The sequence below is a fragment of the Marinobacter sp. 1-3A genome (genome assembly GCF_016597775.1).
In the GTDB taxonomy this organism is placed as follows: domain Bacteria; phylum Pseudomonadota; class Gammaproteobacteria; order Pseudomonadales; family Oleiphilaceae; genus Marinobacter; species Marinobacter xiaoshiensis.
Map to the genome: position 1 here is coordinate 230,064 of NZ_VCGZ01000001.1, position 21,151 is coordinate 251,214.

Here is a 21,151-nt window from a genome sequence, read left to right on the forward strand (position 1 = left end):
TCTTTTTGTAAAGAACTCCGAACCATGTGTCTGAGCCCTTGGCTTCAGCGTTTCATTTTCAGCCCGCTCGCTTTCTGTTCCAGCATTTTGCGTGTCAGATCGACAATAACAGCTGCCGCTTCTATGGGTGGTGTACCGCCTGTATGGATATTGGAAATCACCATACGATCCGACTCCACCGTCTTCTCGGTGGGCTTGTAGACGCAATAACAGCTCAAACTTTCAGACTGCCCAAGCCCTGGTCGCTCCCCAATCAACAGCAAGTTAGCCTCGGCCTGTAGCAGGTTGCCAATTTCATCCTGAGCTTTCACACGACCGTAGCGCAAGAAGAAAGGTGTACCCACGGTAAACCCAGCGCTCTCCAGACCTTTCATCAGAGGCGGTATGATTTCTTCGAGGTTATTGGTGACGGCATCTGTACTTAGCCCGTCAGAAATAACCACCTGAACCTGAGGCGATTTTTTGCAACGTTCTCCGATCGTTTTCTTTGCCTCGTCGGAAAGCTTGCGACCGAGATCCGGGCGCCTGAGGTACTCACTCTTATCGGTGACACAGGTCTGCACTTCCCAGAGATTTTGCTGCTCAAGCCACTCTGGAGCTACTTCCTTGACTACCGTATCTTTGGAACGTGAGTGGTCCGCAAGAAAACGCAGCAGCGAACGGGTGCGAGGCCTTGGGCCAGCGCGGCCCTGACAAACCCGCGCGGCCGTTTGCTTGACCATGTCGCTGTTTACCGAATCATTGTGGCCATTCTCGATACCATTCCAGTGCACAAACTTTTCCAGGCTGAGATCTTCCAGCCCCTGGCTCTGATCTTTTACCTCGGCCTTACTGCCAGCGGCTTCAGAGGGTTTGTAAGCCGGTGGGTTGTTTTGCTGTGAACCGTTGCTCTGGGGCTGAACACGGGTTACCTGTCCAGCCGGGAGCGAATGCTCACCCAACTCACGCAACACCGAATTGACGATACTCTGAATTGTTTGCTCGTCCATGGTCGTCACCTCAATCAAAGAAGATGGATGGGTCGCCCGCGCGGGCAGTGAGCTTGCCGTTCTCCATCAGGCCCATGGTCTCCATCCAGGCCTCAAACTCGGGAGCGGGTCGATAACCCAGAAGCTGCCGGGCCGTAGCAATGTCGTGGAAACCGGTAGTCTGGTAGTTCAGCATGATGTCGTCGCCAAGGGGCAAAGACATGGTGAAGTTGCAGCCCGCTGCGGCCAACAGAACGATCAGATTCTCGTTGGAGTTCTGGTCGGTTTCCGCATGGTTGGTGTAGCAGGCGTCGCAGCCCATGGATATGCCGGTCAGCTTGCCCATGAAGTGGTCTTCAAGTGCCGCCCGGGTAATTTGCTGGTGGTTGAACAGGTATTCTGGCCCGATAAAGCCGACCACCGTATTCACCATGTGCGGCTTATAGCGTCGTGCCAAACCATAGTTGCGCGCTTCCACAGTCACCTGGTCTGCGCCGTGATGGGCATTGGCAGACAGCGCAGAGCCCTGCCCCGTTTCAAAGTACATCATGTTGGAACCGGCCAATTTGCAGTAATGCTTGCCCATCTCATAGGCTTCATCGAGCAAATCGACAGTAACACCAAATTCGGTCAGACCTTTTTCAGTGCCAGACAGACTCTGGAACAGCAAGCCGCCCGGTGCGCCTTTTTCAAGCGCTGCCATCTGGTTGGAGATGTGGGCCAGCACGCAACCTTGGGTGGGTATGTTCCACTTGTCGGTCGCTTCCTTGATGGCGTTCAGAATCCGCAGGGTATTCTCTACGGACTCGGTCACCGGGTTAACGCCAATTACCGCATCACCGCAGCCGTATGTCAGCCCTTCGTAGACCTGCACCATAATGCTGTCGAGATCGTCACGGGTGTCGTTGGGCTGCAGCCGGGCAGAGAAGGTTCCAGGGGTGCCGATGGTGCAATTTGCCTTGGAGATCACGTAGAGCTTTTTAGCGCCCACCATGAGATCGCCGTTCGAGCAAATCTTGCATACGGCGGCGACCATTTCGGCAGTCAGACCTTTGCGCAGGCGTTCATAATCCTCGCGGGTCGGCACATCCGAGAGTATGTACTCTCTCAGCTCGCTGACGGTCCAGTGTTTGATCTCATCATAGATCCCGGTGTTCACGGCATCTTGTATTACCCGGGTTACGGCGTCTTCCTCATAGGGCACTATCGGGTTTTCCCGCAGCACTTCCAGGCGCATTTCACTCAATACCTGCTTGGCAGCCACGCGCTCCTGAGCCGTTTCTGCAGCAACACCCGCAAGCACATCACCCGAACGAAGTTCGTTGGCTTTTGCAAGCACATCCTTTACGTCACGGAACTGATAAACCTGCCCGAACAGTGTTGTTTTTAAGATCATGAAAACCTCCCCCTCTAGGCAGGAAATGCCAGAGATTTGATGGTTAATGGCACAACTTCCCCGCCAAAAAAACTTTCGCCGACATCGATATAGTCACCGGCAACGGCACGCACTTCATCAATAACCAGTAGCTTCTGGGGGTCGATCAGGGGCTGCAACTCCATCCCCAACACTTTCCCCAGGTCGTTTTCCGTCACGATGATTGCAGGTGCCTGGCGATTGCCATGCTGCTGATAATATTCTGCAATCTCTATTGCTGTGTGATGCACCACGCGATAGCTCATGGGCATATCCCTTCCCAGCGCAATGGCGTAACTATCCTCTCGCAAGCGCAGATCCATACGTTCTGCTGCTTCGACAATCTGCTGGCAAACCGCTGGTAGATCGGCTGCCTGCCAATCAATCTGCGGCTCTACTACCGGTATATTGCGGATAGGCAGCGAATCAACATTCAGCCAGATCGAGCTTCCGGAGAGCGACATGGAATAGGCGCCTGCGCCAATAACTGTGGCCTGCTGGGTCTGCAAAGGTACGCGGACATTCATGGCAGACAACGTGGGATGCTTCAGTAACGCACCGCCGAGCAATATGCCTATGTCTTGCCAGTGGAACGGCTCGAGTGCTTCGGTTTTCAAGCTGTAGTAACTGGTACCCACGCCTCCGCTTATAAATACAGCGTCGAACTCACCTGGTTCCTTCAGGTCAGACGTCATCATCAGCTTTTGACACAACTCTGAGCGGTTGCCGACGATGACATCGACAACCAGTTGCGCCATGCGACTGACAATTTTTTCAAGGTGATCTGCGCTTATCCGGGCTTCCGGCAACGACTCACCGAACAGGGACTCGATAACCCACTTCGCAGGCTCACGGATTTTTGTTACCGATCCTGAGCGGTCCGTTTTGATCAGGTTCCCGCCGATATTAAGGCAGGCGGTGTCTTCTACACGACCACTGTTAAACACCACGTAATTGCTGGTGCCACCGCCAATATCGATGTTCAGTACCCGTGCATGGTTTTGTTTGGAGTAGTCTCCGGCGCCGCTGCCCCTGCCTGCAATCACAGACTCCAGGTTCGGGCCTGCCGTGGCCACCACAAAGTCGCCCAGCCGCTCTGCAAGGTTCAGAACAGTATCCCTGGCGTTCTTCACCTTGGAGGTTTCGCCGGTGATGATAATGGCCCCGGTTTCAATATCGCTGAGTGTGATACCAGCGGCCGCAAACTGATCGTCGATGAACCGCTGCAGCATGGGAACATTCACGGTTCCATCCTCCTGCAGAGGCGTGGGGCTGACAGGGCTCTGGAAAAAGATCTCCCGTTCCACAAACTCATACCGGGGCACCTGAGTAACAGGCGCCCGGTTGACCATGGTGAGCCGTGAAAAGATCACCTGGGTTGTGGTGGTGCCGATATCAATACCGACACTGTGTACGGTTTTTCTATTCACAGTTGTCCCTTCGCCTCCTCTGGCGTGGATGACTCAGAGGCCGGCTTGCCGTTCTTTTCAATAGACGCAATCATCCGGTCTGCAAGCAGCATGGCGAACAGTACGGCAGTGATGCCACCAACGAGCTTGCCGATGATGACAGCCATGATCATGTCTGGCTTATTCGCTGCGGTGAAACCCAGGTGGTCACCAAAGGTAAACGCGGCGCTGACGGCAAACGCGGAGCAAAGAATCTTGCCGCGGCTGTCCATATCCTTCATTACCTGGAACATGGGGATGTTGTTGGCGAGGGTGGCAATCAGGCCAGTTGCTGCGGTGGGGTTTACATTCAGCACGTTGCCCATCTTCAGCAATGGCTTCTCGAACCAGCGGGTCAGCAACAACACCATGGGGTAAGCGCCCAACAGGATGATGGCGATGGAACCAATGACTTCGATGGCTCGCATATCTATGCCCGGCTCATCACCCGGGGACATGAAAATCGGATCCATACCGGGAATCAGCGTAATGCCCAGTGTGGTTTTCAGCACTGCAGCCGCAAGGCCAATGGTGATAAAGGCAACCAGAAACTTTGCAAAAATTGAAAACCCGTTGATCATTTTGTTGGGCATAAACCACAGGCCGGCTGCAATCAGGGCAGACACAATAATGACCGGAATAAGGTTCATGAAAATCAGCGGCAGGTTGAACTGTATGGCCTCTTCAGTGCCGGGAATCAAAACCGTGGATGCCATGGCAGCCAGCCCGCCTGCAATACAGCCAATGGGAATGGTCACAATGCCCGCGAGTACCCCGGACGCCAGGTAGGGGCGATCCTGTTCTTTGATGATGCCAACGGCAACGGGAATGGTGAATACAATGGTGGGGCCCATCATGGCGCCGAGAATCAGACCGGCGTACATCCAGGCACCATAGTTAACGGTACCGTCTACAGCCGTGGCCATTTCCTTGGCCAGAAAGTACCCTCCCATGTCGTTGGCAAGCAGTGTAGTGGCGAACATGGCCGGATCAGCACCCAGGAAGGTGTAGATGGGCACAACGACCGGTGACAGTATTTTGGCCAGTACCGGTGCCATGGCGATAATACCGACCATGGCCAGAGCCAGAGCACCCATGGCCTGAAAGCCTTCTTCAAACTCGTTGCCGGCGCCGGAGATGGATTTCCCCACCCGGCCTAGCCCAAGCTTGCCAAGCACCAACCCGGATCCGCCAAACTGCATGAATACCCGGTCCAGAGCGCCGATGACCATAAAGGTCATCATGATATAAAGAATGATCTGGTTTAACGTTTCCATATTCGGCTCTCCGCCTTCTAGCAAAGGGTTGTTATTTGGTACTGCATGCCTCTTCAAGTAACTGCACTATGTCCGCTTCAGTAACGTCCCTCGGGTTGTCCCTGATACACACATCGTCTAATGCATCCGCGGCAATGGCGGCAAAGTCCTCACGCTGAATGTTTGTCCCCGCAAGGCTTCCAGGCAATCCGATATCTGAAAGAAGTTGCCGCACGGCATCGATTGACGCCATACACTGCTCTCTTTGTGTCATTCCGGTGCGAGTCACACCGAGCATGTGCGCAATGGCCGCATACTCCTGCTGACACACCAGTGCATTGAATCGCATCACATAAGGAAGAAGGATCCCGTTGGCAATGCCATGGGCCAGGCGATAACGGGCACCTATCTGATGAGATATGGCATGAACCAGACCAAGCCCGGAATTGCTGAAAGCCAGCCCGGCTTTATAGGCCGCAGTTGCCATGGTGAGACGGGCTGCAACATCGCCACCGTTGCCCACTACCACTGGTAGCGCCTCTGCAATGCTCTGCACGGCGCAGATAGCCAAAGCCTTTGCCAGAGGATGTGAGTTACGTGCCGCGTAGGCCTCAATGGCGTGGGTCAGCGCATCAATGCCGGTAGCCGCAGTCACCAAAGCTGGCAGATTCAGCATAAGACCCGGATCCACGATGGCGAAATCCGGCATCAGATCGACCTGTTTGATCACGAACTTGTGCTTGCGATCAGCGCGCATGATCACACTGATGTCGGTTACTTCGGATCCCGTGCCAGCGGTTGTCGGCACAGCACCTAACCCGATAACCCGGCGACCTTTGAATCCCGGCTCTGCCAGTTGCTGCAAGCTGCTCTGGCAGCTTCCCGCTAGCGCAATGGCCTTGGCGGCATCAAGCGCGGAGCCGCCGCCAAAACCCAGTACAAAATCCGCGTGATTGCGGGTAAGCAATTCTGTGGCGGTCGCAATAACAGTTTCATCGGGCTCCCGGGTAATTCCGGGATAGATAGTGAACTCAATGCCTGCTCGCTCCAGGCTTCTCTCCATGCTCCGCATCAGGCCTTTTTCATGAACCACGCGGTCAGCGACCACCAACACATGCATTACGCCAAGATGACTGAGCATCTCGCCAATTTTGAGAATCGCACCTTCGCCCATCAATGTCTGGCGCGGAGCGTTGAAGTTGAACAGACCACGCGGCGCCAGCTCGTCTACCGTGCGGGTGACGATGCTTTCGATCAGGGCGTTATCGGGCGACTGCTCGGGCGTTCTCATATCATCCGACCCTCTGTTCCTTGGCTCGAATCACGTCCGAATAGGTTGCTATGGCAAGGGGTGTGAGGTAAAGCGGGTGCGAAGGCATCACAATTTCGGTGCCGGGAAACTCAGCCGCGAAGACTTCCAGGAATCCGGGCAGCGCGCACGAACCGCCTGTCAGATAAATGGCTGGTACCTTGTGGCCTTCAATGTGGCCGTGAACAATATCAGCCATTTTCCCAATCACCGGTGCAGCAAGCCGACACAGTGCCAGGTCTTTACTGGTGCGTTTCATCTCTTCGGCTTCCTCGTAAGGCAAACCGAAATGCCCAGCAAGCGTCAGCGTAATATGCCGACCGCCAGTGGCGTCATCCATCGACCGAACCACCCGGCCTTGCTCAATAATGGCCGTGCCTGTAGTTCCCCCACCAATATCCACTACGGCAGCATGATCAAGCTGCAGCATCTGTGCAACGCTACTGGGTTCATCAATAACGCCTGCCACTTCCAGGCCGGCGGCTTCAATGACATTGGTCGAGATACGTGAATCGGTACCGGGAGGAAAAGACGTGATGACCTGTTCAATATTAATCCCCAGCTTCGCGTTAGCTCGCCGGACCTGCTCCCGGACAATCTGGCTGGCACCGAAGAAATCCACAACCACACCGTCGCGGACAACGTTGGCCCAATCCATGAATGCCGCAATCGGATTACCGGCTGCATCCAGCACTATTGTCTGAATGTCTGCGGTACCCAGGTCAACACCTACTCTGAACTCACCCTGAAACGGGCTTTCAGTGTCGTTATTGATCAGACCAGCGGTCTTCTTCAGTAATCGGTTGACCTCGGCCATTGTCCTGCTCATTTCACTCTCCTTGTCAGACGATCCGGAACGAATCCACCATGGTGCAGCGCCGTTTGCGTACAAACGTGCTGGCGTTGGTAACGCCCTCGCCGGTGGGTGTGGAAATCGTCATGGACGTCCAGCCTTCTCCGCCCGCGCCCAGTCCCGCAAGGCACGGCCCATTCTTCACAAACAGGCTGCAGTTGATTTCCAGCGCCATACGGGAAAGGTTATCGATATTGCGGGAGTGCATAGCTGCCGTGTGGCGATTGCCGGCTTCCAGTTCCACTGCCCAATCAATTGCCTGGTCGGCGTCACGGGCACGTATCAGAGGAATAACAGGGAGCATCATCTCTGTTGTGGCGAACGCGTGATCCCGCTCGGTTTCCGTGACGAGCAAGCGAGTGCCTGCCGGAACGCTGAAACCTGCGGCAGCCGCGATTTTTTCAGCGTCGCGCCCTACCCATTCCGGCTTCGGATGCGGGTTCGGCCCCGGGTATCCTGCAAGAACGAGCCTGGCCACTGCGTCAGCCTGATCGGCATTGATCTCCGCAGCACCGTGCCGGCACATGGCCGTTTTCAACTCTGTCGCAATTGACTCTACGGCGATGATTTCTTTCTCATCAACACAGATGATGTTGTTATCAAACGATGCACCCTGAACAATGCTGATGGCCGCCCGCTCTATATCAGCGGTTTCATCCACAACCACCGGAGGGTTGCCCGGCCCCGCAGCAATCAGGCGTTTGTCGGTGACCTTGCGGGCTGCATTCACTACTGCTTCACCACCCGTAATGGTCAACAGGTGTATGCCGGGAAAACTGAACAGCCGGGTGGCCGCTTCAATCGTGGGTTCTTCAACACAGGTTACGAGATTTGCAGGCCCGCCGGCGCTTACAGAGGCACGGTTGATCAGCTGGATAGTGCGCTGTGAAACGGCCCTGGCTGCTGGGTGCGGAGAAAACACAACCGAGTTGCCTGCCGCAATCATGCTGATCGCGTTATTCAGAATGGTTGCAGACGGATTGGTTGACGGTGTAACAGACGCTATTACACCCCAGGGTGCGTTTTCGATAAGTGACAGCCCGTGATCACCTGTCAAAGCCATAGGCACTACCGCTTCGGTGCCCGGCGTTTTGTCCAGAACCAACTGGTGCTTACGGATTTTATCGTCTACCCGGCCAAATCCTGTCTCCTGAACGGCAAGCTCAGACAGCGCCTGAATATTCTCGCGTCCGGTGCGCCGGATAGCCGCGATGATCGCTTCTCTCTGCGCCATCGTTCTTATCTTTCTATAAGCATCCTGAGCCCCGGCTACGGCATCATCAAGTGTTCTGAAAACGCCGTAGCTTTCACCGTCACGCTGCGGAGAGTGCAACTGCTCAATAACCCTGCGTACGATGGACTCAATCTGCTGTGCATCCATTTGCATCTTCCATCTCCCCCAGGCTGCCCGAGAACTGATGACAGCCCGATAACGGTGGCCTAATAGTTTCGCTGGTATTTCTTGAACCAGGTTTTAGTGCCCCCGGTGACTTCGTCGATAATCCCGACGATACTCAGGTCAACAGGTGTCTGGCCGGTGCCATCCACAGACATCCGGGCGGAACTGCCACTGACTACCAGCACCCACTCACCTTCCCCTGCGCCAAGCCTGTCAGCTGCCACCATGACTGAGCTCTCTTCCTTACCGTCCTGATCGATAAACTTGATCAACGCCAGCTTATCCATCCCCAAACGCTCGCTGCGGACAGTAGCAACGACTTGACCGATAACCTTTGCAAGTCTCATGGGATTTCTTCCAGTTCAGTTAGCCTTGGCCCTATGCTTTCTTACCCTGGTTGGGTTTTCCCGGCTCTACCGTCTTCTTCGGCACAATCGGGAAAATAGCTTCCAGATCCGCGTGAGGCCGTGGAATAACGTGGACAGCTATCAGCTCGCCGAGCCTTTGTGCTGCCGCTGCGCCTGCATCTGTTGCCGCCTTGCAGGCCGCCACATCACCCCTGACCAGAGCAGTGACATAGCCAGCTCCGATCTGCTCATAACCCACCAGTTCAACCCGGGCGGCTTTCACCATGGCATCCGAGGCTTCAATAAGAGCTGTCAGACCCCTGGTTTCAATAATGCCTAGTGCTTCCATCATGCTAGTACCCTCGCGCCTTACGGCTTGTTCTGAAGCCTGCTTCCAGACTGCGTTCATCTGAATAAACCTTTGTCAGGGCCTCCTGATTTCCTCAGGAACCGGAAGGCTTGACCGCCGGATTGATCGGGAAGATCGCTTCCAGGTCTCCGTGCGGACGTGGGATCACGTGTACAGCCACCAACTCGCCCAATCTCTGTGCGGCAGCTGCACCGGCATCTGTTGCCGCCTTACAGGCCGCCACATCACCTCGTACCATCGCAGTCACCAAACCACTGCCAATCTGCTTATAGCCAACAAGCTCAACTCTGGCGGCCTTGACCATTGCGTCAGACGCCTCAATCAGAGCTGTGAGACCTTTTGTTTCAATAATTCCAAGTGCTTCGTTCATGGGTAGTTCTCCTCAGGGTGTTACTACACTTTGTTTACCAGGCATGACGCCACTACGGCCACGTCGACGATTTCGTCGGCAGTGCAGCCTCGTGACAAGTCATGCATAGGTTTCGACAAACCAACCAACATAGGCCCCAGCGCCGTGTAGTTACAAAGGCGTTGGGCAACCTTGTATGCGATATTCCCGGCATCAAGTGACGGAAATATCAAAACATTCGAGTTACCTTTCAGGGGGCTTTCGGGCGCTTTTTTCAGAGCAACCGAAGGCACAATAGCCGTATCAAACTGAAGCTCCCCATCAATAATCAGTGATGGATCCAGGGTGCTCGCCAACTCAAAGGCTTTCCGTATCCGCTGGGCTGCTGGATGCTGCGAACTACCCTTGGTAGAAAATGACAGAAGCGCAACTCGCGCCTTCTCGCCAGTGAGAGCCTCGAAGCTACGGGCAGAATCGATGGCAATACTCGCAAGTTGCTCAACCGTGGGCTCAGGTATCACCCCGGCATCTGCGAACAATCTGAAATCCTGACCCTCCGCAGAAGACATCAGAAAAAATGAGGACACGGTTTTATCACTGCCCTTAACTCCGATGACCTTGATTGCTGCCCGGATTACGTCACCACTGGTGGATACATTTCCGGCGATGCATATATCTGCTTGTTCGCACTTAACCATCATGGCGCCAAAATACAGCGGATCACTCAGGAGCTTGTAAGTTTCCTCCCTGCCCACTCCCTCGTTTTCAGCAAGGTAGGCGTTGACGAATGAATCCATCCAGCGTGAGCGCTGCGGGTCGACTATTGAAAAAGACGACATTGCCAATCCTGCGCTTTGGGCGTAATCACGAAACTCGAACGGATTACATAAGAAAATCGGTTGCGCCAGCCCTTGCTGCTGAAGTTCATTTGCAGCCTGCAGAACACGCGCATCGAGCGCATCAGGAAAAACGATGCGCTTGGGCGCTTCGCGGCAGGCTTTTTGGCACTGCTCCATCATCCGGATCATGAAATTCCTCCAAAGTCGGGAAGAGATCCGGTTGTTTCCACCACCAGAGTCATCAGCATCAAAACGTAAATAGCGCTGCTAAGCCGGTTCAGCCCCTGAACAATATCCGGCCGGGTGAGATCAAAGCTGTCTGTCTGGAAGGTTCTGCAGGCTTCTACTTCCGCCTCTCGGGCCATCGCCCTGAGGACGTTCAGCAATGACACATTTGCACCGTGTTTCAGCTCCGGAACGATATGGTCGTGCCCGAGATATTTCAGGGGGTTATGGGAAATGCGGTGAATGATTTCATCAGACAGGTCACCCATGCTGATTTCATCCTGAGCCTCACCGGTCACTTCGCTGCGCAGAAGATTACCCATGAAAGAACGTAGGTCTGCGAGCCCATGGCGCAGCATCGGGTACTTTTCAAAGCTCAGGGCGAACTGGGTCTGCACCCAAACAGTTTGGGAAATGAGCGTATCGAGCTTGCCACGCAGAGCAATTCTGGGGTGTGTCTTGGGAACCAGTTTCTCGCCGTCCAGCAGCGTCAGCAGTTCTGTCTTCTTTTCAACCTGGCTATGGCAAACCGAGCAAAGATTGCCCGGGCGCTTGTTCGCACTTGTGAGGGGGTGAACGGAAGATTTCTGCTTAGCGCCGGTTTCAGATTCATCAGGAAGGAAAACCCGGCCGTCATCACAGATATACTTGATGCGAATTTTGCGCTCAGCGAGCAACTGACTTGCAGAAGGAGTGAGCCTGGCCCCTGCAGGCAGGTGCACCTCACTGCCATGGGCCAGACCATGCTCGGCTCGCAAACTGGTTTCTGTAATCCAGGATGGCATCAATACAACCCCTTTTATTGCGCTGACCAGTCCGCTGGGTAAGTCACATATACAAAACGTACTTTCCCTGGCGATCCAAATTCAATAGCCGCGCCCTTGGGTATAAAAAACACATCCCCCGGCTTTCCGATATGCGTCTTATTGCCGCAGGTGATGTGAAGTTCACCTTCCAGAACCACGTCAATTTCGTCGTAATTCAGTGTCCATGGAAAACTGCAGTTGTCCCACTGCATGTAGCCGGCCGCTATAGAGCTGTTGTCGGCAGAACCAATCACATCAGTCAGCCCTATAGGCTTGCCACCCGCGCCATCAAACTTTCCGGGTTTAACAGAGGCACCGCGCACAAGAACAACACCATTGGGCGCTTTCTCCCGTTCGCACGAGGGGCCTTCCGTGTCCTGGCGCTGCAACTCCTTCAGGGCTTTTTCAATCAACTGGTCAAGCAGGCTGGAATTCTGATGCGCGGCCGGAAGCTTTTCCCTGACGGCCTTTTTAATAGCTTGCAAGCTATCAGGGCGGCTGCCTGCCAAGGACATGCTGTCCTTTTCAGGTACGCTGTTGATCGGAACGTCAACAATTTTCAAACCCAGCTTTTTGGCGACATCGCGGGCTTCTGGCGTGATGATGGTGCGCTGAGGCGCAACCTCCACAGCAGTCTGCCCGTTCCGGTGAAGCTCCTTGATCGTCTCAGCCGTTAGCAGAGATTTCATAATCCGGCCCCTATCAGATTCAAATCAACATTCGTTTTCACCAACGCCCGCACTTTCAGCAGGTTTTTCGCTGGCTCCCATACTGGCGTCTGGCATTTGCAAACTGATCAGAAAGGACCTCAAAGCAGCAACACCTTCACCTGTTGCTGTAGAAGTCAAAAAATATGGTGGAGAAATATTGTGATCTGCCAATATTCGGCAGGCTTTGTCAGTATCGGCATCCGGTAAATCGATCTTGCTGACGACACCAATCACCCGCTTGCCAGGGTAAACCTGCAACAGGCCAGGAGGTAAAGAGAAAGCCCTGCTATTCGCGGGCTGGAGGTACACAATCGTGCTGATCTCCGCGATGGTCGAGAGCAAGGCGCCGTAATAGGCGGGACGGCTGATGAACTCCCCGGGCGTATCCACAACCTGGCTAGGATGAAAGACAACAGCCTGAGTTTTCAGCACTTGCTCACCGGACTCCAGTAGCGCCAGAGTGAGCGCCGTTTTGCCGCTGCCGACATCGCCCACCAGAACAAAATCTGCCAAGTCAGGATGAAGTGGTTGTTTGCTCACATCCCTGCCCTTCAAGTCCGAGTTGCCTGACATACTCTGTATCCCAGTGACAATTTCAACGTAGACAGAATGGAGCCCAATGCTTCTTCTACCGAACCGATGCTACCGGTAAGGACGAGGGCGCCCGAAAATCGATCCAGAAATCCGATTTTCACCGATGCGAACTTGGTTGCCACATCTCCGGCAATAATGGCCGTTTCGCCAGGCGTAAGAGTAAGAATGCCAATTGCCTCTGCATGCTCAACCCCAACTTTGTGACACAGCTCCTCAGTCGGGTTCGCAAGCAAATGCGCAAGAGTTACCTGCTTACCAGGAACATACTCCTGAATAATCCGTTCTATATCGGATGTACCACCGGAATTACTCGCAGACACTATAAAATGCTCCGCTTCGTTAGGCGCTTGAACGGCCTAATCGACCAGCATAAATCTCTGGCGTCGTATTCACGTTAGTCTGTTATCGTTTAAAATCCAGTCCTCCCTCATGCAATGTGATAAGGAATTGACGCTGGTCAATACATGATAAAGGTGGGGAAAGGGCTTTCGAAGGCTTGGGTGGGCAGCGCAGCTGAGGTGCACGAAAAGCAGGAATGCAGGGATATATTGGCAAAAAAAAAGGACTGCATCTCTGCAGCCCTTAAGCTTTAACTCGCAATGCTTTTCAATCTACCGAATCAACTTTGTAAACTAACGAACCTTGATTCTTGGTACTACTGATAATGGTGGGTCGTGATGGATTCGAACCATCGACCAATTGGTTAAAAGCCAACTGCTCTACCAACTGAGCTAACGACCCTAAAACGGTTGATCAGTGCCTGGTGACCCTGATCGATCCCGGAGCGGCTCAGCAACTGCTCCGAAATATCGAATATGGTGGGTCGTGATGGATTCGAACCATCGACCAATTGGTTAAAAGCCAACTGCTCTACCAACTGAGCTAACGACCCAAGCGAGGCGCATATAGTAATGATTTTTCCCTGACGATCAACCCCCTCTCGTCATGTTTTCTGATTTTTTTCCGATTATCAGCTTATTGAGCCTGACCTGAGCCCAAAAATTTTCTGGCAAGTCCTGCTGCATCACTCTCAGGGTAGTCGTTTATAACTTGCTCCATTTGTCTGCGTGCTTCGGCTTTCTTGTCAAGCCGATCAAGGGTTACACCCAGTTTGTACACGGCATCCGGCGCCTTGCGGTGGTCCGCATAACGGGTTGCTACAATGGAGAACGCCTGCCTGGCTTGCTCAAGCTGAGGCTTGACCAGATACACCTCACCCAGCCAATAGTATGCATTGACCGTAAGATCCCCCTCGGGATACTTGTCTATAAACTCATAGATGCGGCTAATGGCTTCGTCGTATTTTTTCTGACTATGGATAAGGTCCTGAATGTCGTTGTATGCCTTCCGCTCTTCAGCTTGCGGCTGACGATACTCTCGTATAGCTGCAGGCTTGCTCTTTCCGGCAGCCCTGCTGGCTGTTTCTGTGGCTTGGGGTTGGGCAGATACTTTCTCTGAAAGATCGAGTATGCGCTGGTCGAGATCAATGTAACGATCCCTGCCCTGCTCCTGCAAACGTTTTATCAGATGCCTCTGCTCTTCCGATTCCCCCTGCAGACGCCGTACTTCACCCTGGAGCTGCTGAATCATGTAAAACAATTCAGACGTGGCCTGGCTGGTATTGGCCTTGCGCTGGGCTTCTGAGGCATTGTTCTGGAATGCGGGCGTAGATGATTGCGCCAGCGTTATCCCCGCCTGCCCTAAGGCAAGCGGGAAAATCACTGCCGCCATGAGCTGTTTTCTCATGGGTTTAACCTGATGTTGTATGTGCGTTTACTCGAATACGAGCTCCACACGGCGATTTTGTGCCCATGCGCTTTCTGTAGAGCCCATAACCGCCGGTTTCTCTTCACCATAGCTTACGGTTTCCATCTGGCCCCGTGAAGCGCCATTCACAATCAGGAAACGCTGAACGGCATTCGCACGACGCTCACCCAGTGCCAGGTTATATTCTTTCGAGCCGCGCTCATCACCGTGGCCTTCCAGACGAACCTTCTGGCCAGGATTGCTGGACAGGTAACGGGCGTGAGCCATGAGTACGTCACGGGCTTCCGGCTTGATTTCAGATGTGTCGAAATCGAAATAGAAGGTCGTAATGTCGCGCAGGGCTGCCTGCTCTGCCTGCCTCTCAATCTCCATGCGCTCATCTTCGCTCATTGCTGATGAAGAAATCCCGCCCTGATCACCACCGCCATAAACGGTAGAGCCGCCATCCTGATCGATGGGCTGAACATCGGAGCCGTAACCTCCTTCGTCCAGGTTTTCGCCAGTGGTACTACAACCGGCGAAGAGGCCTGCGGAAAACAGCAGTGCAATTACTTTGGCTTGAGCTGACAGCTTCATGATTCATTCCTTTCCGTTGGTTGATTTGAACTTCGACTTTTCAGATGGATGCCGTTGCACCCACCCACTACCGAACAATAGGCCCCCACGCCGGGTCGCGAACATCCCCTTCCGAAGCGGGAAGGCTGTATGCGGCACCGCCATCTGCTGAAATTACAGTCAGAACGCTTTCACCACTTTGCTTGGTGGCGTATATCAACATGCGGCCGTTTGGCGACACGCTGGGAGACTCATCGGATTCTGTGCGAGTGAGGACTGTTTCCTCATCGTTCTCAAGATTAGTGCGAGCGATCGTGAATGCCCGATCGCGCTGGTGTACGTAATACACATATTTGCCTGTGCTATCAGGGCGCGGGCGAGCGTTGTATCGGCTGCCAAAGGTGATCCGCCGCGGCTCCGCTCCAGGCTTTGCCATGTAGTAGATCTGCGGCCCACCTGAACGGTCCGACGTAAAGAAAATACCCTTACCTGCACTATCCCATGCGGCTTCAGTATCAATTGCCCAGTGGTTACTGAGTTTCGTCACCTTGCGGGACTGAAGATTCATCTCATAGATCTCGGCGTTACCGTCTTTCGACAAAGTCATCAGCAGCGACTGACCATCTGGTGACCACGCAGGCGCCGAGTTCAGTCCTGGGAAGTCAGCTACCTTGGTGCGCTGCCCCGAACTGAGCTCATGAACAAATATGGCAGGCTTGCCAGTTTCAAAAGAAACGTATGCCAACTTTTTACCATCCGGAGACCAGGCCGGCGACAGAATCGGCTCCTTGCTCTCAAGGCGAATTCGCGCGCGCTTGCCATCTATATCGCTCACCTGTAACCGGTAGCGTGATTTGCCGTTTTCCCGCTCAAGCGTTACGTAAGCCAGTTTGGTGGAAAATGCTCCGGGAACGCCCGTAATCGCTTCATACACCTTGTCGCTAACGTGGTGAGCTAATGAACGGATATTAGAGGCCGGGGCACCAGCGGTCTCACCCAGTATTCGTTCCTCTCGATTCACATCAAATAGCTCATAGCGCGCCTCTACCCTGTCGCCGTTGCGTGTAAGCTCACCTACCAGCACATAGCGCTGCCCGAGCAGGCGCCAATCCCGGAAATACACATCGGATCGTTTGGATGGAAGGCTAAGCATCTTCTCCGGAGGCAAGGGGCGAAACTCACCGCTCATTGCCAGATCTGCCTGCACAATACTGCTTAATTTATCCCCTACAGGCATGCTGCCATTTTCAGCAAACGGAACCACAGATACCGGAATTGCAGAATCTGCACCCTCGGTAATACGAATCAACAACTCTGCCTGAGCACTGCCAGCGGCTGCCAGCATCACTGCAATTGCTGCGATAATAATGGTCGGCAGCCTGAATGATGATTTTTGCTTCATGGTGTTACCCGTATCCTTATCTCAATCGTTTAGGATTGAATTCGATCGTAAACTGGCGGAAATAGGTTTCAAACGTGTCCCGCTCAGATGGCACTGGGTACCGGTTCAGGGACCTTACTGCTCCCAGGGCGGAGTTATCGAAGGCTGTGTTCCCACTACTGGCCACTAATTTCACGCTGGCGAGCTCACCGGTTGGCAGCAAGGTAATCTGCAAACGAGCGGTCATCTCTTCTGTCGCGGACGAAGGTGGATACCACGCCTGGCTTAGCCTCTCACGAATCAGCGCCTGATATTTCTGGCTATCAGACAGCATCTGCGCTTCCCGGGCCTTGGCCGCTGCCGCCTGTTCCTGACGTCGCGCCTCATCTGCACGGGCCTTTCTGGCTTGCTCTGCCTGAGCCTCCAGTTGCTGCTCCTGTAGCCTGCGTTCTGCATCCAACCGTTTGCGCTCAGCTTCTTTGCGAGCCAGCTCTTCCTGCTTTTTACGTTCTGCTTCTTCGCGCTTTCGCTGCTCTTCCTTGCGCTGCTTTTCCTCTTCTGCCTTGCGTTTGGCTTCTTGCTGGCGCTTTTTCTCAGCGTCTGCTTCTGCTTTGCGACGTTCTCGTTCTTTTGCTTCTGCCTCGGCTTTTAGGCGAGCGGCCTCCTGAGCCTTTTTAGCTTTCAACTCTTCAGCCTTGGCTTGCTCCTGCTTGCGCTCCTGTTCTTTACGCTTCACTTCTTCAAGCTTTTTCTGCTCCGCAGCCTTGCGTACTTCTTCCTCTTTCTGGCGCTTCTGCAGCTCCGCCTGTTTCTGTTTTTCCAGCTCTTTACGTTCCTGCTCTTTGTCTGGCTGGTCAACAGGCTCCACAACCGGGCTTGGCTCAGGCTTCTGCTGGGTGATCAGGCGCGCTGAAATACTGTTGGGGGGCGGTTCCTGGATAGGATTCGACCACGACCAACCCGCAAGGGCCACGCCCGCAATGAGCAGATGCAAAGCCACTGAGAGCGCGACTGGCGATTTCCAGGCCGGCACTCCCGTACTGGTGTATTCCCGTTCCTGACCTGTCACAACCATTCCGCCTGCGCTGATGTCACGTTTCGTCCGGGGCTGAATCAGTAATCAGCCCTATACTGGTCGCACCTGCGCCCTGTAAAGCCGCCATCAAGCGGACAACGGTGCCGTAATCAACGTTTTCATCACCTCGCACAAGAATTTCGCTGGAGGTTCTTTGGGAAAGGATTTTTGCCACCTGCGCTCGAACTTCAGCCAGGGGCATTGGATCACTCCCCTTATCTCCAACTTCCACGTAATAGGCACCATTTGAGTCCACCGACACTATGATGGATTCCACATTTTTGTCGGCGGTAATTGGCGCGGAAGAGGTCTCCGGAAGATCAACCTTCACGCCCTGGGTGAGCATGGGTGCCGTAACCATGAAAATAATCAACAACACCAGCATCACATCAATGTACGGAACAACGTTGATTTCCGACATCGGCTTCTTTCGGTTTTCGGGCATCATCCCCATGCCTTTCATAGCGCTGTGCTCCGTCTGTTAGCCGAAAATGTCATCAGGCTGCGCCCTTCTCGGCGCTGTGTACACGGCGATGCAGAATGCTGGAAAACTCTTCCGCAAAGGTTTCGTAGTTTTTGAGCAGCGCATCTGACTTGGCGGAAAACCGGTTGTACGCGATAACGGCGGGAATTGCTGCGAACAAACCCATGGCCGTTGCAATCAAAGCTTCCGATATGCCCGGCGCAACCGTTGCAAGCGTGGCCTGTTGAACCTGGGCCAACCCACGGAAGGAGTTCATGATGCCCCACACGGTACCAAACAGACCAACATAAGGGCTCGTAGAGCCAACCGTTGCCAAAAATGGCAAATGGGTCTCCAGACGCTCCTGTTCACGGGAGAAAGCCACTCGCATGGCGCGCTGCGCACCTTCCATCACTGCATCGGCATCACGGCTTTGCTGGCGCAGTCGGGAGAACTCTTTGAACCCGGCACGGAACAAGGCCTCCATGCCCGAGAAAGGAGTGGGTTCGGCGTTTACTTCACGATAGAGTTGCCCCAGATCCATGCCAGACCAAAAGCGCTCTTCAAACGCCAACTGTGCCTGCCGGGCTTTACGAAATACCTGCAAGCGCTGAAAAATAAGCGCCCAGGACATTACCGATGCAGCGGCAAGTAACAACATAACCAGCTGAACCAACACACCGGCATTTGCAATCAGACTCCAGACTGACAGTTCCGAATCCACCACTTACTCCTGGGTTATTTCGTGTTTTGTTTCGTTTTTAAAGCGTCGGGCAATTACTGCCCAACAGCTCCAGCATGTTTTCAGGCAAGCGCCTTGGTCGCCCGCTATCAAGGGCTATACAAGCAACTCTTACGCTTGCTTCGCACAGCAGCTTGCCGTCCTTTGCCCGCACCACCCGCTGCCTGAAATCCATCCAGACGCGGCCAAAGGCCACTGGTTCTGCGGTGACAGTAAGCTCATCGTCAAGCACAGCTGGCAAGACATAATGAATCGACAAACGTTGCACAACATAACTTATGTTGTCAGCCAACCCGGCCCGAAGGCCTATTCCGCAACTTCGCACCCACTCGGTGCGTGCGCGCTCCATGTAATGCAGGTAGCGGGCATGGTAAACAATGCCGCCAGCATCTGTATCTTCGATATACACCCGGACTGGCAGCCCAAAGGTTGCCGCAGTTTCGCCTTCACTCAAAGAGCACCTCCGTCTGAAGGCGGTGAATCCGGCGCTTCCCGCACAATGCCAAAGTGCTGATACGCATGGGATGTCACCATACGACCCCGAGGTGTGCGTAGCATAAAGCCTTGCTGGATCAGGAAGGGTTCGAGAACATCCTCGATTGTTCCTCGCTCTTCGCTGATCGCGGCTGCCAGGCTTTCAACACCCACTGGCCCGCCATCGAATTTTTCGATCATCGCAAGGAGCAGCCGGCGATCCATGTGGTCAAACCCCTGACTGTCTACTTTCAGCATGTTCAAGGCCTGATCAGCAATGGCCGCATTAATGTGCCCATCTGCTCGCACTTCCGCGTAGTCTCGCACCCGTCGTAACAGGCGATTGGCGATCCGGGGCGTGCCTCTTGAACGGTGCGCTATTTCGTAGGCACCCTCTTCATCAATATCCACACCGGAAAGCCGTGCTGAGCGACTCACAATGTGCGTGAGATCCGCCGTGTTATAAAATTCCAGGCGTTGAACGATTCCAAACCGATCTCGCAACGGGGATGTCAGCAGGCCAGCCCGTGTGGTTGCGCCCACCAGCGTAAAAGGCGGCAAATCAAGCTTGATCGAACGGGCTGCCGGCCCCTCGCCAATCATAATATCCAGCTGATAGTCTTCCATCGCTGGATACAGTATTTCCTCTACCACAGCGCTGAGGCGATGAATCTCATCAATGAAGAGGACATCACCCTCTTCCAGATTGGTTAGCATTGCCGCTAGATCTCCGGCCTTCTCAAGTACCGGCCCGGACGTTGTCTTTATTGAAACACCCATTTCATTGGCAATGATATTGGCTAACGTAGTTTTCCCCAGCCCCGGAGGCCCGAAGATCAGAACATGATCCAAGGCTTCCCGACGACCGCGAGCCGCCGAGATAAAGATATCCATCTGCTCCCGCACCGCGGGTTGCCCAACATACTCCGCAAGCAACGTTGGCCGGATAGCGCGATCCTGAACCTCTTCGTTTTCACCGGCCCTGGCTGAGATCAGTCGGTCGGATTCAATCATGAACTTATCCGCTTATCGGGAATCAATAGATTGCCACTTAAAACCAAAAAGTGACCCAATTGTACAAACAGCCACCTGCGTGTCACGTTACGCTCTCTACAGGTTTGGCGCCATACAGGCGACATATTAAAGTCACGTCATCAAGCAGGAATCATGTTGCGCAGAGCCAGACGAATCAGCGCCTCGCTGGTCATCCCCTCTTCTGCCACCTTGCTGATTGCGCGTGCGGCCTCCTGAGGTTTATACCCAAGTGCTATGAGCGCAGCCTCTGCCTCGTCGGCAGGATTGTGTGAGGAAATTGTAAGCTGGGCCGGGTCAACCGTGCCCCCATCGATACCCGCAGATGCAGGTATAAACTGCCCTTCAAGCTGTTTGATGCGATCTGCCATCTCAATCAGCAGGCGCTCAGCTGTCTTTTTGCCCACACCTGGCAGTTTCACCAAAGACTTTATATCGCGGCCTTCCACGCAACGAATGAACTGCGGCGCCTCCAGCCCGGAGAGAATGCCCGCGGCCATCTTCGGGCCTACGCCGTTCACTTTAATCAGCAAACGAAACAGGTCCCGATCAAGCCTTGAGGCAAACCCATACAGGCTTTGAACGTCTTCTCGAACCACAAAATGTGTATGAAGGGTAACTTCCTGCCCGGGTTCTGGCAGGTGATAGAAAGCAGTGAAAGGAATATCAACTTCGTAACCCAGACCGCCACATTCTACCAATGCTTGCCCGGGTGTTTTTTCGACCAGAATACCTCGGATACGACCTATCAAGGATTGCCTCCTGCCGCTCCGTA

24 protein-coding genes and 2 tRNA genes are annotated in these 21,151 nt (G+C 54.0%); all 26 read right to left on the minus strand.

The features are described 5' to 3' along the window. Nucleotides 1-44 precede the first annotated feature (44 nt). Nucleotides 45-989 carry an ethanolamine ammonia-lyase subunit EutC gene (gene eutC / locus FE848_RS01025; RefSeq protein WP_200200881.1) on the minus strand — a complete coding sequence of 315 codons (945 nt, stop codon included), beginning with the start codon at nt 987-989 and terminating at the stop codon, nt 45-47. Nucleotides 990-999: 10 nt separating this feature from the next. Further along, entirely contained in the window at nt 1,000-2,364 is a 1,365-nt protein-coding gene (locus FE848_RS01030) for an ethanolamine ammonia-lyase subunit EutB (RefSeq protein WP_200200882.1), read from the minus strand. A gap of 14 nt (nt 2,365-2,378) precedes the next feature. After that, entirely contained in the window at nt 2,379-3,812 is a 1,434-nt protein-coding gene (locus FE848_RS01035; RefSeq protein WP_200200883.1) for an ethanolamine ammonia-lyase reactivating factor EutA, read from the minus strand. Next, nucleotides 3,809-5,107, minus strand: a complete 1,299-nt coding sequence (eutH, locus tag FE848_RS01040) for an ethanolamine utilization protein EutH (protein WP_200200884.1) — start codon at nt 5,105-5,107, stop codon at nt 3,809-3,811. The genes FE848_RS01035 and eutH overlap by 4 nt, the downstream gene beginning before the upstream one ends. A 31-nt stretch (nt 5,108-5,138) precedes the next feature. Further along, nucleotides 5,139-6,377, minus strand: a complete 1,239-nt coding sequence (locus FE848_RS01045) for an iron-containing alcohol dehydrogenase (protein ID WP_200200885.1) — start codon at nt 6,375-6,377, stop codon at nt 5,139-5,141. Nucleotide 6,378: 1 nt separating this feature from the next. Beyond that, nucleotides 6,379-7,224 (minus strand): ethanolamine utilization protein EutJ, encoded by an 846-nt coding sequence (gene eutJ / locus FE848_RS01050; protein WP_200200886.1) that lies wholly within the window; start codon nt 7,222-7,224, stop codon nt 6,379-6,381. Between the two features lie 13 nt (nt 7,225-7,237). Beyond that, nucleotides 7,238-8,629 carry an aldehyde dehydrogenase family protein gene (locus FE848_RS01055; RefSeq protein WP_227714593.1) on the minus strand — a complete coding sequence of 464 codons (1,392 nt, stop codon included), beginning with the start codon at nt 8,627-8,629 and terminating at the stop codon, nt 7,238-7,240. A 59-nt stretch (nt 8,630-8,688) separates the two neighbouring features. Then, on the minus strand, nt 8,689-8,994 hold the full coding sequence (locus FE848_RS01060; protein ID WP_200200888.1) for a EutN/CcmL family microcompartment protein: 306 nt from the start codon (nt 8,992-8,994) through the stop codon (nt 8,689-8,691). Between the two features lie 31 nt (nt 8,995-9,025). Beyond that, on the minus strand, nt 9,026-9,346 hold the full coding sequence (gene eutM / locus FE848_RS01065) for an ethanolamine utilization microcompartment protein EutM (RefSeq protein ID WP_200201290.1): 321 nt from the start codon (nt 9,344-9,346) through the stop codon (nt 9,026-9,028). A gap of 91 nt (nt 9,347-9,437) precedes the next feature. Continuing rightward, nucleotides 9,438-9,734, minus strand: coding sequence for an ethanolamine utilization microcompartment protein EutM (gene eutM / locus FE848_RS01070; RefSeq protein WP_200200889.1), 297 nt, complete (start codon nt 9,732-9,734; stop codon nt 9,438-9,440). A 23-nt stretch (nt 9,735-9,757) separates the two neighbouring features. Next, complete coding sequence (pta, locus tag FE848_RS01075) at nt 9,758-10,741, minus strand: phosphate acetyltransferase (protein ID WP_200200890.1); 984 nt, start codon at nt 10,739-10,741, stop codon at nt 9,758-9,760. Continuing rightward, nucleotides 10,738-11,562: an ethanolamine utilization cob(I)yrinic acid a,c-diamide adenosyltransferase EutT gene (gene eutT, locus FE848_RS01080; RefSeq protein WP_200200891.1), complete on the minus strand. Its 825-nt coding sequence runs from the start codon at nt 11,560-11,562 to the stop codon at nt 10,738-10,740. The genes pta and eutT overlap by 4 nt, the downstream gene beginning before the upstream one ends. 14 nt (nt 11,563-11,576) lie before the next feature. Further along, nucleotides 11,577-12,272 (minus strand): ethanolamine utilization acetate kinase EutQ, encoded by a 696-nt coding sequence (gene eutQ / locus FE848_RS01085; RefSeq protein WP_200200892.1) that lies wholly within the window; start codon nt 12,270-12,272, stop codon nt 11,577-11,579. A 24-nt stretch (nt 12,273-12,296) separates the two neighbouring features. Beyond that, entirely contained in the window at nt 12,297-12,866 is a 570-nt protein-coding gene (locus tag FE848_RS01090; protein WP_227714592.1) for a EutP/PduV family microcompartment system protein, read from the minus strand. Beyond that, nucleotides 12,845-13,207 carry an ethanolamine utilization microcompartment protein EutS gene (eutS, locus tag FE848_RS01095; RefSeq protein WP_200200893.1) on the minus strand — a complete coding sequence of 121 codons (363 nt, stop codon included), beginning with the start codon at nt 13,205-13,207 and terminating at the stop codon, nt 12,845-12,847. The genes FE848_RS01090 and eutS overlap by 22 nt, the downstream gene beginning before the upstream one ends. Before the next feature lie 345 nt (nt 13,208-13,552). Further along, nucleotides 13,553-13,628, minus strand: a tRNA-Lys gene (locus FE848_RS01100). Between the two features lie 75 nt (nt 13,629-13,703). After that, a tRNA-Lys gene (locus FE848_RS01105) sits at nt 13,704-13,779 on the minus strand. A gap of 83 nt (nt 13,780-13,862) precedes the next feature. Then, nucleotides 13,863-14,633, minus strand: coding sequence for a tol-pal system protein YbgF (gene ybgF, locus FE848_RS01110; protein ID WP_200200894.1), 771 nt, complete (start codon nt 14,631-14,633; stop codon nt 13,863-13,865). A 27-nt stretch (nt 14,634-14,660) separates the two neighbouring features. After that, the gene (gene pal / locus FE848_RS01115; protein WP_200200895.1) at nt 14,661-15,230 is read right to left on the minus strand and encodes a peptidoglycan-associated lipoprotein Pal; all 570 of its coding nucleotides are present in this window, start codon (nt 15,228-15,230) and stop codon (nt 14,661-14,663) included. A gap of 67 nt (nt 15,231-15,297) precedes the next feature. After that, nucleotides 15,298-16,554, minus strand: coding sequence for a Tol-Pal system beta propeller repeat protein TolB (gene tolB, locus FE848_RS01120; RefSeq protein ID WP_413784999.1), 1,257 nt, complete (start codon nt 16,552-16,554; stop codon nt 15,298-15,300). A gap of 73 nt (nt 16,555-16,627) precedes the next feature. Further along, the gene (gene tolA / locus FE848_RS01125) at nt 16,628-17,659 is read right to left on the minus strand and encodes a cell envelope integrity protein TolA (protein ID WP_413784997.1); all 1,032 of its coding nucleotides are present in this window, start codon (nt 17,657-17,659) and stop codon (nt 16,628-16,630) included. 22 nt (nt 17,660-17,681) lie between these two features. Continuing rightward, nucleotides 17,682-18,128 (minus strand): protein TolR, encoded by a 447-nt coding sequence (tolR, locus tag FE848_RS01130; RefSeq protein ID WP_200200898.1) that lies wholly within the window; start codon nt 18,126-18,128, stop codon nt 17,682-17,684. Between the two features lie 34 nt (nt 18,129-18,162). Then, complete coding sequence (tolQ, locus tag FE848_RS01135; RefSeq protein WP_200200899.1) at nt 18,163-18,852, minus strand: protein TolQ; 690 nt, start codon at nt 18,850-18,852, stop codon at nt 18,163-18,165. A gap of 37 nt (nt 18,853-18,889) precedes the next feature. Continuing rightward, nucleotides 18,890-19,324 carry a tol-pal system-associated acyl-CoA thioesterase gene (gene ybgC, locus FE848_RS01140; protein WP_200200900.1) on the minus strand — a complete coding sequence of 145 codons (435 nt, stop codon included), beginning with the start codon at nt 19,322-19,324 and terminating at the stop codon, nt 18,890-18,892. Continuing rightward, nucleotides 19,321-20,358: a Holliday junction branch migration DNA helicase RuvB gene (gene ruvB / locus FE848_RS01145; RefSeq protein WP_200200901.1), complete on the minus strand. Its 1,038-nt coding sequence runs from the start codon at nt 20,356-20,358 to the stop codon at nt 19,321-19,323. Before ruvB ends, ybgC begins: the two co-directional genes overlap by 4 nt. A 140-nt stretch (nt 20,359-20,498) precedes the next feature. Continuing rightward, a complete protein-coding gene (ruvA, locus tag FE848_RS01150; RefSeq protein WP_200200902.1) occupies nt 20,499-21,128 on the minus strand; it encodes a Holliday junction branch migration protein RuvA in 630 nt (209 codons plus the stop codon). Nucleotides 21,129-21,151: the final 23 nt, after the last annotated feature.